Raw genomic sequence first — 11,604 nt, 5'->3', positions numbered from 1 at the left:
GAAACAACCTTCTGGAAAACAAACTCCTAAACCCTTATTTTTTATAAAAAGAAATTCCAGACCAAACCAAAACGGATCGCAAAATCACGGTAAGGATGCAAAGGGGCTACGTAATTGGCATTCTGATCCAATAAGGATTGCGCGTTCTCCAACTTGAAAAAAATACGAGTCTGGCGGATTTTGGAGAAAAACTAAAAATTATCTTAAAATATTTTATTTATATTGCAAGCCGATTTACTTATCATAATATAAATATGATTAAAAATTATTTTCGCTGCAATCTTTTATTCTTAATTACTTTCCTGCTAATAGGAATTACCTCAGTTTACGGTCAATGTGCAGGTAGTGATTCTTTCATAACAATTTGCAATATTCCTGATTCAGATAATTCTTCATTAGATTTATTTCCATTACTTAATGGAACTCCAAATACAGGTGGGAATTGGAGCAGTGATGAAAATCTTCCTATTTTTGTAGGACCTTCTTCAAATGGAATTGTCAATCTTTGGCAAATTACTAGTGGAGGAATATATCACTTTACCTATACTGTAAACGATTCAAGTTGTACTGATAACCAAGCTACTGTTACCATAATTTTAGGCGGCTATGCTGGTGAAGATAATTTTCAAGCTAATGCTTGTGAAGATGATGATTCAGTAAATTTATTTCAATTTATAGGAAATAATCCTAATCCACACTTAGGTGGAACCTGGGCAGATATCAGCAATACAGGAGCTTTGAGCGGAAGTATTTATAATGCAACAATTCTAGGTCCGGGTACTTATACCTTTACTTATACTGTAAATAGTGTTGGAACTTGTCCCGCACAAACTTCAACCGTAGATTTAACAGTTCATCCTTTACCTAATCCTGGGAGCACAACTTCGCTTGAGTTTTGTGGAATTGATGATTTAGCAAATTATACAAATGTAGATTTGCTAAACTATATAAGTGGACAGGATCCGAATGGAGTTTGGTCTGAAGATGGCACTTCAGAATTAAATGGACCAAATGATACCGAAATTAATGTTCAGAATATTTTTAATACTTCAGGGTATGGATTTTATTCTTTTAGCTATACTGTATTTCCAAACCACCCAATTTGTCATGAAGAAACTTCAACCATCCCTGTGATCATTAGAAGAATTATTGATTTTACAGGAACAAATTTATCTATTGATTCTATTTGTGAAGATGAAATTGATACGCATGATTTTGTGGTTAATTTTAATAATTTACCCGGGATTGACAATGTACCAACTTATGATTACCAAATAAATTATACCATAAGCGGACCGGTAAGTTTTTCAGGCGCTGCTGAAATTACCAGAGCGAATCCATTTTTTAACATCGATGATAATTTTACTCCCACCGTTGGAAATTACACATTAACTATTGATAGTATTACAGTTGATGATCCTGAAGATATTGTTTGTGATATTATTTGGGATTTAACGACCGATTTTGAAATCCTTGAAATTCCAAATTTAGAAGATGCTTCTATTGACATTCCTGATATTTGCGTAGGTGAAAATAACACAGTAACTATTTCTAATGCAAATTTAACTGATGGAGATTACGCAATTACTTATGAAATTAGCGGAGCAAATTCAGTTTCAAATTCTATAAATCTAACATTTCAAAATGGTTCAGCTTCCTTCGATTTAGATAATTCTCTTCTTCAAAATACAGGAACTACCACCTTAACTATTACCGGTATCAGTGATGATTTCTGTGATAACTCAATAGATTTAAGTACTAATTTTGAAATAAACCCTCTACCCGATCCCGATAATTATGAAATTATAATTGAGAATAGTTGTTTTGGCGAGTCGGTTTTAGTGACTATAAATGATATTTCAAATATTAATCAAATAGAAATTATTTACAATATAAGTGGAGCTAATGGTCTTTCAGATGAAACAATTACTTTAAATATAAACAACAATTCAGTTGAATTTACCATTCCAGCAACAACTTTTACAAATACAGGAACAAGTACTTTTAATTTAATTTACGTTACTAATGTAGAAACCGGATGCGCTTCGCAAGCTACAAACACAAAAGATTTTACACTTTATCCTATTCCCGATGCTCCGCAAGCGCCTACTCCACAAGAATTTTGTGAAGTTGAAGAAGCTACAATTTCAGATTTAATTCCCAATGGAAATAATTATTTATGGTTCGAAAATCAAACAAGCACTACGGAGCTTAACCCAACTACACTTTTGAGTAACCAAGATTATTATGTCTCTATTATAAGTAACGATGGTTGTATTTCAGATAAAACTCTGGTTTCAGTAATTATAAATCAAGTTCCGCCTGTAAATCTTATTCAAGATGGTGCCTCTTTTTGTGGAGCCGATAATCCTACAATTTCAGATTTAACTAAGAATGTTTCTGTAACAAATTTTACGGTCGAATGGTACGATAGTAATGGAAATTTACTTTCAGAAGACACACCGCTTTCAGATGACACTATTTATTTTGGATATAATATCGATCAAGCAAATAATTGTGAAGCGAGCGATGCAATTGAAGTTAGCGTAACCTTAACGAATTGTGATACCGAAAACCCCGATAAAGAATACGACTTTTTTATTCCCGATGCATTCTCACCAAATAATGATGGAATCAACGATACTTTCCGCATTAAAAATATTCAATTTATATATCCTGAATATGAATTTGACATTTACAACCGCTACGGAAAATTATTATTTACCGGCGATATTAAACATCCAGAATGGAACGGAGAAACAGAAAATTCTTCAGATAAAATTGCTCCAAACGGTGTTTATTTTTATGTGATTCGCTTCAACAAAAATAATAAATCGCCAAAACAAGGTCGTTTGTATTTAAATAGATAACATTCAATGAAGAAAAAATTACTTTATATTTCTTTTCTCCTTTTTAGTAATATTCTAATTGCGCAACAAGATCCTGAATTCACAAATTACATGTATAACATGAATGTGATCAATCCCGCATATTCTACTGGAACACCGGGAACAATTAATTTAGGTAGTTTTCACAGATCGCAATGGGTTGGCGCAGTTGGCGCTCCAAAAACTTTTTCTTTTTTTGGTCATATTCCTATTAATGAAAAAGTAGAAACTGGACTTTCGTTTATTTCTGACGATATTGGCGATGGCGCTTTAAAGGAAAATAATATTTATGCAGATTTTGCTTATAATTTAAAACTTTCAGAAAAACATACGCTTGCATTTGGGCTGAAAACCGGTGTTACGTTTTTAAATACTAATTTTAACAACTTCAGATTAGAAAGCGGAAGCGTAAGTTCTGATCCCGCATTTCGGGAAAATTTAAATAAAACCTATCCAAATATCGGTTCCGGAGTATTTTTTTATACCGATAATTATTACGTCGGGTTTTCTACTCCAAACTTTTTATCGAGTAAACATTTAGATGAAGTGGACGGAATTCAGCGGGTTGGCGGAGAAGAAATTCATTTCTATTTAACTGGTGGTTACGTTTTTAATTTAAATAGCGATTTTCAACTCAAACCTTCGTTTCTGGTTCGCAGCGTAAAAGGCGTTCCACCAATGTTCGATGTTTCAACAAACGTTCGTTATCTAAATCGATTTGAACTTGGCTTATCGTATAGAATAGACGATTCTGTGAGCGCTTTAATGAACGTTGGCATCACTCAAAATCTTCGCATCGGTTACGCTTATGATTATACCACTACAAATTTCGGAAATTACAATTCTGGAAGTCACGAAATTTTTATCCTTTTCGATCTCACGTTTAATAATGGCTACGACAAATCGCCACGATTCTTTTAAACTTAAAATTTATGAACCGCTTTTTACGTTTCTTTCTTTTTAGCATCGTTTTTCTAAGTTTTACTTCTCTTACAAAAGCCCAAGATTTTCGTGTAAAAAAAGCTAATCAATATTTTTATAAAACTTATTATTCAAAGGCAATTCCGCTATATGAAGAAGTTATTAGTAAATACCAAACTCCAGAAATTCTTCTAAATTTAGCCGATAGTTATTATTTCACTTTTGAAGTAAAAAAAGCGGCTCGATATTATAAAATTTTCGCTGCTCGTTATCCTGAAAAATTTGATAAACAACATCAATTTCAATTTATACAAACCTTAAAAGCGCTGGGAAATTATCAAGAAGCTGAAAAAATAAGTCTAGATTTTTCATATAAAACGGAAGAAGAACAACAAAAATATAGACAACGGCTTCAGTATTTAGAAAATGTAAAAGCAATTGGAAACCGTTTTAAAATAAAAAATTTACCTTTAAATACTGAAAATTCAGAATTTGGCGGAACTATTCTGAATGATCAATTTGTTTTTGCTTCCGCTGAAAAAAAACAAGGCTTATTCGATAAAGTTTTTTACTGGAATAATTCTCCATATTTAAATCTTTATAAAATTCCTGAAGCTGAATTAAATACTGCTTCTGAAGCAAAACTTTTTTCCGAAAATTTAACCACGCGTTTTCATGAATCGAACGCTGTTTTTTCTGCTGATGGAAACACGGTTTATTTTACACGAAATAATTATTTAAACGGAAAAAAGAAAAGAGATTCTACTAAAGTTACGCAATTACAAATTTATAAAGCCGAATTAAAAAACGGCAAATGGCAAAATGTAACTTCGCTTCCAATTAATAGCGACCACTACTCTACCGAACATCCGGCGCTAAGTCCAGACGGAAAAACACTTTATTTTGCCTCGAATAAACCCGGCGGTTTTGGAAGTTTCGATTTGTATAAAGTAAACACTAATGATTTTAAAAATCCTGAAAATTTAGGTCCAAAAATTAACACCAAACACAAAGAACAATTTCCGTTTATTGATGAAGAAGGAAATTTATATTTCGCTTCAGATGGTCATCCAGGATTTGGATTTTTAGATATTTTTATCGCTAAAGCGGAAGAAAATTCTTTTTCAAAGCCCGACAATATTGGTTTACCGACAAATTCCGGTTACGATGATTTTGCGTTTTTTAAAAACCTAAAAAATGCGAGCGGTTATTTTTCTTCAAATAGACCGGGCGGAAAAGGAAGCGATGATATTTACCAATTTCAGGAAACACTTCCGTTACTAATTGAAGATTGCTACCAATTCATTACCGGAACTGTTTATGATAAAACTACCGGCGAATTATTAGCGAATTCTACCGTAAAATTAATTCAGAATTCAATTATAAAAGACAGTATTATAACGGGAGAAAAAGCAAATTTCAATTTTAAAGTGAATTGTAACAACTCTTATGTACTAATCGGTTCTAAAAAAAATTATCAAAATGATACAATTCAACTAAAAACTTCAAGCATTCGGAAAAAAGAACAAAAAGCAGACTTAAGATTATTAAGTGAAGCTGAAAAAATTCGAATTAAAGAGGAAAATCTTGCGCGAAAACAACGCGAATTAGAAGCGCAAAAAGAAGCTGAAAAAATTGCGGAGCAAAAAAGAATAGAAGCTGAAAAAGCCGCGAAAAAAGAACGGATTACAAAAATTGTCGTTGAAGAAGAAGCGATTATAAAAGACGAGAAAAAAGATCGTTTTTTAATTAAAACCGAACCTATTTACTTTGATTATGATTTGTGGTATATCAGAAAAGAATCGCGCGTAGTTTTAGATAAAGTAATTGCTTTATTGAAAAAATATCCCACTATGAAATTAGAAATCGGAACGCACACCGATATCCGCGGAAACAATAAATATAATATGAATTTATCCCAAAAACGGTCGAATTCTGTAATGGAATATTTTAATGAAAAAGGAATAAATATTAATAGAATTACCGCGAAAGGCTACGGCGAAACCCAACCTATTATTTATTGCGAAACGGAAGATTCTTGCACAGAAGAACAACATGAAATTAACCGAAGATGTGAATTTGTAATTTTATCTTTTGAATAAGATATATTCAAGAATTAAAAATTGAAAAGTTTAATTCCATTTTTGCATACAAGTCACAAAATTAATATCGATGGCTGAAGGGTGTTTTTCAATATCACCTTTTTGAAAACCGCGACGCAAAATATGTTCAATAAAATAATCTTCTTTCACCTCTAGCGGATCAAATTTTTCCTTCAATGAAATATTAAATAGACTTGCGGTTGTGTTATACCAAAACGCACGCCAGCCGCTTTTTAATTCCTTCACAATATCAAAAGTGGTTTCTCCGGTTTGGCGGTACATTAATTTCACCAAAATTTGTCCTTCGGTTTTGGTCAGTTTTTTTAATTCCGTAGTAAATTCTTCTTCAATATAATTTTGTACAATTCGCGTGTATTTTCGCTTTTTATAACCCGATTCTAATTTAGATAATCGCTCTTGAAGTTCACTTAATCGTGTAGAAGCTAAAACGGCGTAAGGCCAAACTTTTTTGGTTTTTCGCTTTAAAATTAAATATTGTCGGCGTTCATTTCTGCTATCAAATTTATAAGCACCAACTACCAAAACTTCATCTAAATCAATTGCATCCATTATTGTGGCGGTAGAATCTTCCTCAATAATTATAAAGCTTTGTTTAGTAGAATCTTGCGCTTTATCAACTTCAGCAAATCTAGTTTTTAAGGTTTGTGAAGAAACCCCAAAAGTGACGAACATTGCTATGTAAAATAAATATTTCAAGTATGAGTTTTAAAATAATACATCGAAAACTGTTCCAAATTTAAGAAATATGATTCGGGAAGATTCTATTTTATTAGTAATTTCGTGAAAAACATAGCAAAATCAATATGGCAAAGGAAACAATTTTAACAAAAGAATCGTTAAGCTTTTTAGAAAAATACCTCAATAATGCCGCGCCGACCGGTTATGAATCTGAAGGACAAAAACTTTGGATGGATTATTTAAAACCTTATGTAGATGAATTTATTACCGATACTTACGGAACTGCAGTAGGTGTTATAAATCCCGAAGCAGAATTTAAAGTTGTCATTGAAGGTCACGCCGATGAAATTTCTTGGTACGTAAATTATATTACTGACGACGGACTTATTTATGTAATTAGAAACGGCGGAAGCGACCATATGATTGCTACTTCCAAACGCGTAAATATTCATACCAAAAACGGAATTGTAAAAGGTGTTTTTGGATGGCCAGCAATTCACACGCGCGATAAAAGTGACGAACAAGCCCCGAAAATTGAAAATATTTGTATAGATGTTGGTTGTTCTACAAAAGAAGAAGTTGAAAAACTCGGCGTTCACGTAGGTTGCGTCATAACTTATCCAGATGAATTTTTTATACTCAATAAAAATAAATTTGTTTGCCGTGCTTTAGATAACAGAATGGGCGGTTTTATGATTGCTGAAGTTGCTCGTTTACTGAAAAAAAATAAAAAAGAATTGCCTTTTGGATTGTACATAACCAATTCAGTTCAAGAAGAAATTGGTTTACGCGGCGCTGAAATGATTACTCAACGCATTAAACCAAATATTGCAATTGTTACCGATGTTACGCACGATACTACCACGCCAATGATTGACAAGAAAAAGGAAGGCGATACAAAAATTGGCGGCGGACCGGTAATTAGTTATGCTCCAGCTGTACAAAATAAATTGCGTGAGATGATTATTGAAACAGCCGAAAATAAAAAAATACCATTTCAACGTTTAGCAGCAAGTAGAATGACAGGAACCGATACCGACGCGTTTGCGTATAGCAATGGTGGCGTGGCTTCTTCGCTTATTTCTTTGCCATTACGTTACATGCATACGACTGTAGAAATGGTGCATCGCGAAGATGTAGAAAATGTTATTAAATTAATTTATGAAAGTTTACTTCAAATAAAAGAAGGAGAAACGTTTAGTTATTTTGACTAATTTTTTCTGAAATTATTGTAAAAAACCTCTCAACATCTTGAGAGGTTTTTTTGTGAAAAACACTTCTTAATAAACTAACAATTAATAAATATTTAAATATTATTCACAAATAATTATTACAAAATGTCTTGCTATTAAAGTATCTTTTCAAGAGAAAACCGAAAAATTATGGCAGTTGCTGCTCAAAAAATAGATACACTTTTGGCTGAACCTCAGCAAATCGCAGATTATACAGGTTTAGTTTACATTACCGATGAGAAATTAACCATTCAGCGTCACAAACACGGAAGAGAATTTTATTACACCGATAAAGAAGGAAATAAAGTTTGTGATGAAAAATGTTTAAGTAGAATTAAAAGTCTTGTAATTCCACCCGCTTGGAGAAATGTGAGAATTACACATTTAGAGAATGGTCATCTACAAGTTGTAGGAAGAGATGATAAAGAGCGAAAAGTTTACCGCTATCATGATGAATGGTCTAAAATCAAAAATCAGACTAAATTTTTTAAAATGATTTCTTTCGGCGAAGCGCTTCCTGCCATTCGCGAACAAGTTGAAAAAGATTTAAAACTAAAAGGAATGCCAAAGCAAAAAGTCTTGGCGTTGGTTATTCGTTTAATGGAAGAAACACACATTCGTATCGGGAATCAATATTACGCAAAAACTAATCATACCTACGGTTTATCAACTTTACGTTCTAAACATGTCGATTTACACGACGAAGAATTAACTTTCAATTTTGTGGGTAAAAAAGGAAAAGAACATCATATTGATATTCACGACGCTCAACTTATTGAACTTGTAAATCAATGTGAAGAAATTCCGGGTTGGGAATTATTTAAATATTACGATGAAGACGGTGAAAAACATTCCATCGACAGCGGATTAATTAATGAATATATTCAAGATTTATCAGGCGCTTATTTTTCAGCAAAAGATTTTAGAACCTGGTCAGCAACTAAAATTTTCTTTGAAAGTTTAAAAGATTTAGAAATCCCTGAAACCAAAAAGCACACACAAAAAAACTTAATTCAAGCTTACGATGAAACCGCCGAAGCGTTGGGAAATACCAGAAGCGTTTGTAAAAATTATTATGTTCATCCTTTAATTGCTGAAAAATATGAAGAAGGAACGTTAACCGATTCTTTTGAAAAATTAGAAAAAAATAAATCGAAAAAAGTTTCAAAAAAATTCTCTCAAACCGAAGAAGTTCTCTTAGAACTTATAAAAGAATTTCAAATTAATATAAATTCATAACTATGAAATACGTACTACTTTTTTTATTAAGCTTTCAATTTGCGGTAACTTCTGCACAAGTTCCGGAAAATCCGAAAGATAAAAATATAACTGAAAATTATAGCATCGTTTTCGCTTCCACAGAAATGGAAAATGACTTTGCGATGCAACAGCGCGATATAATTTTTGAAAATCGAGAAAAACTAAAAGCACTTGGCGTAACTGCTTTTCACGTCACCCCAAATGCTGCTCGATCGGTCTACAATAGTGATATTTCTACCGCATATAATTATAACAAGTACATGGATATGATGGAGAAAGACGCCACTTTTAAAGTTATTCTATTGAATAATAGAAAAGTAATTAAATTTACTAAAACGATACCGATGACGATTGATGAAATTTTAACGTTAACTACTCAAAAAGATTCGTTAGATACCGTTGAAGATACTACAAACCAGCAGATGCGAGATTCAAGAAAAACCACGAAAGATCGCGTTAATAATTATGAAAATAACAATTAACCAAAATTTTATTTAAAGCGATTTTTCTAAATAATTTAAAACGTTTTTTTCTATTCGTTTTTCAATATTTTCGATAGAAGCTTTTTCAAATTTTTCTCCTGTAATATTTTCATATAATTCAATATAACGTTCGGAAATTTTAGTGATGTGTTCTTCGGTTAATTCTGGTAATTCATCACCTTTTTTTCCTTGAAAGCCTTTAGAAATTAACCATTGACGCACAAATTCTTTGGAAAGTTGCTTCTGCTCTTCTCCATTTTTTTGGCGTTCTTCATAACCTTCTAAATAAAAATAACGAGAAGAATCCGGCGTATGAATTTCATCGATTAGTACAATTTCTCCATCGGCAGTTTTTCCGAATTCATATTTGGTATCTACCAAAATTAATCCGCGTTCGTTGGCCAATTTACTTCCGCGTTCAAAAAGTTTTCGGGTGTAATCTTCTAAAATCTCGTAGTCTTCTTTTTCTACAATATTTTTTTCTAGAATTGCCTCTCGAGAAATATCTTCATCGTGATCACCTAAATCTGCTTTGGTAGAAGGCGTGATAATTGGTTCCGGTAATTTATCGTTTTCTTTTAAACCTTCTGGTAGAGAAACTCCGCATAATGTTCGTTTTCCTGCTTTATATTCTCTAGCAGCATGACCGGCCAAATAACCGCGAATTACCATTTCAACTTTAAAAGGCTTACACATTTTCCCAATAGCAACATTAGGATCTGGAGTCGCTTCAAGCCAGTTGGGAACTAAATCTTCGGTAGCTTCCATCATTTTGGTTGCTATTTGATTTAAAATCTGACCTTTATACGGAATTCCTTTTGGTAAAACCGTATCGAAAGCGCTTAAACGATCGGTAGCAATCATAATTACCCTATCATTCTGAAGCATATAAACTTCACGAACTTTTCCCTTATAAACGCTTCGTTGATTAGGAAATTTATAATCTGTACTTATTATGGTGTTACTCATTATTCTCTATTTTCGATTGCGTTATAAGCGGCAATTACTTTTTTAACTAATTTATGACGAATAACGTCTTTATCATCTAAATAAATTACGCCGATTCCTTTTACATTTTTCAGTACTAATAAAGCTTCTTTTAATCCTGAAATTATTCTACTCGGTAAATCTACTTGACCCGGATCGCCGGTGATCATAAATTTCGCGTTTTTTCCCATTCGGGTTAAAAACATTTTCATTTGCGCGTGCGATGTATTTTGCGCTTCATCTAAAATAACAAACGCGTTATCTAAGGTTCTACCACGCATAAAAGCCATCGGTGCAATTTGTATAACTCCTTTTTCGATAAATGAATCTAATTTTTCACTTGGTATCATATCGCGCAATGCATCATATAAAGGTTGCATATATGGATCGAGTTTTTCTTTTAGATCGCCAGGTAAGAAACCTAAATTCTCTCCTGCTTCAACGGCAGGTCGCGTAAGAATTATTCTACGTACTTGTTTTTCTTTTAAAGCTTTTACAGCTAAAGCAACACCCGTATAAGTTTTTCCGGTTCCTGCTGGACCTACAGCAAAAACCATATCATTCTGTTCGCAGAGTTCTACCAATTTTCGTTGATTGGCGGTTTGCGCTTTTATTAGACGACCGCTTACGCCGTGAACTAAAATTTCGCCACTTGCTGCTGAAGTTTCATAATCTTCCTTTTTTTCACTAGTTAACACGCGTTCGATTACATTTTCGTCAAGTTTATTGTATTTGCCGAAATGTTCCATAAGCATGTTAAAGCGTTTATCAAATTCTTCTAGGCGTTCTTCATCGCCATAAACTTTTATTTGATTGCCTCTCGCTACTAATTTTAGCTTCGGAAAGTATTTTTTAAGCAACTCGATGTTTGCATTTTGCAATCCAAAAAATTCTCTTGGATTAATTTCTGAAAGTTCGATGATAAGTTCGTTCAAAAGCAGGTACGTTTATTTGTCATTTATCTTTAAATTCGCATTACAAATTTAATCAAAATTACGAGCAAACCACCGTAAAAATATTAACAAACCTCATT

Annotated in this window: 10 protein-coding genes; 6 read left to right on the top strand and 4 right to left on the bottom strand. The window is 32.8% G+C overall.

Going from position 1 to position 11,604, the window contains the following annotated elements:
* Positions 1-41: 41 nt before the first annotated feature.
* The gene (locus tag ACFFGL_RS03225) at positions 42-179 is read right to left on the bottom strand and encodes a putative porin (protein WP_309729107.1); all 138 of its coding nucleotides are present in this window, start codon (positions 177-179) and stop codon (positions 42-44) included.
* A 75-nt stretch (positions 180-254) separates the two neighbouring features.
* Between ACFFGL_RS03225 and ACFFGL_RS03220 the strand changes: the two genes are divergently transcribed.
* The 3 genes from ACFFGL_RS03220 to ACFFGL_RS03210 are packed head-to-tail and all read left to right on the top strand — an operon-like array spanning position 255 to position 5,911.
* The gene (locus tag ACFFGL_RS03220) at positions 255-2,870 is read left to right on the top strand and encodes a gliding motility-associated C-terminal domain-containing protein (protein ID WP_309728751.1); all 2,616 of its coding nucleotides are present in this window, start codon (positions 255-257) and stop codon (positions 2,868-2,870) included.
* A 6-nt stretch (positions 2,871-2,876) separates the two neighbouring features.
* Complete coding sequence (locus tag ACFFGL_RS03215; RefSeq protein ID WP_309728753.1) at positions 2,877-3,809, top strand: PorP/SprF family type IX secretion system membrane protein; 933 nt, start codon at positions 2,877-2,879, stop codon at positions 3,807-3,809.
* Positions 3,810-3,820: 11 nt separating this feature from the next.
* Entirely contained in the window at positions 3,821-5,911 is a 2,091-nt protein-coding gene (locus ACFFGL_RS03210; protein ID WP_309728755.1) for an OmpA family protein, read from the top strand.
* Positions 5,912-5,941: 30 nt separating this feature from the next.
* Here the strand turns inward: ACFFGL_RS03210 and ACFFGL_RS03205 are convergent, their stop codons facing one another.
* Entirely contained in the window at positions 5,942-6,628 is a 687-nt protein-coding gene (locus tag ACFFGL_RS03205) for a DUF4294 domain-containing protein (RefSeq protein ID WP_309728756.1), read from the bottom strand.
* Between the two features lie 107 nt (positions 6,629-6,735).
* On the opposite strand from ACFFGL_RS03205, the gene ACFFGL_RS03200 reads away from it, so the two are divergent.
* The 3 genes from ACFFGL_RS03200 to ACFFGL_RS03190 all read left to right on the top strand — a co-directional run bounded on the left by ACFFGL_RS03200 (position 6,736) and on the right by ACFFGL_RS03190 (position 9,584).
* Positions 6,736-7,824 (top strand): M42 family metallopeptidase, encoded by a 1,089-nt coding sequence (locus ACFFGL_RS03200; protein WP_309728758.1) that lies wholly within the window; start codon positions 6,736-6,738, stop codon positions 7,822-7,824.
* Between the two features lie 168 nt (positions 7,825-7,992).
* Positions 7,993-9,081, top strand: a complete 1,089-nt coding sequence (locus ACFFGL_RS03195; RefSeq protein ID WP_309728760.1) for a DNA topoisomerase IB — start codon at positions 7,993-7,995, stop codon at positions 9,079-9,081.
* Positions 9,082-9,083: 2 nt separating this feature from the next.
* Positions 9,084-9,584 carry a hypothetical protein gene (locus ACFFGL_RS03190; protein ID WP_309728762.1) on the top strand — a complete coding sequence of 167 codons (501 nt, stop codon included), beginning with the start codon at positions 9,084-9,086 and terminating at the stop codon, positions 9,582-9,584.
* Between the two features lie 12 nt (positions 9,585-9,596).
* On the opposite strand, the gene ACFFGL_RS03185 is transcribed toward ACFFGL_RS03190, so the two are convergent.
* Both ACFFGL_RS03185 and ACFFGL_RS03180 read right to left on the bottom strand, forming a co-directional pair.
* Positions 9,597-10,553 carry a phosphoribosylaminoimidazolesuccinocarboxamide synthase gene (locus ACFFGL_RS03185; RefSeq protein ID WP_309728764.1) on the bottom strand — a complete coding sequence of 319 codons (957 nt, stop codon included), beginning with the start codon at positions 10,551-10,553 and terminating at the stop codon, positions 9,597-9,599.
* Positions 10,553-11,506, bottom strand: coding sequence for a PhoH family protein (locus tag ACFFGL_RS03180; RefSeq protein WP_309728766.1), 954 nt, complete (start codon positions 11,504-11,506; stop codon positions 10,553-10,555). Before ACFFGL_RS03180 ends, ACFFGL_RS03185 begins: the two co-directional genes overlap by 1 nt.
* Positions 11,507-11,604 lie beyond the last annotated feature (98 nt).

Source organism: Mesonia maritima, assembly GCF_042433895.1.
Lineage (GTDB): Bacteria > Bacteroidota > Bacteroidia > Flavobacteriales > Flavobacteriaceae > Mesonia > Mesonia maritima.
This window is presented reverse-complemented; position numbering and strand designations above follow the sequence as displayed.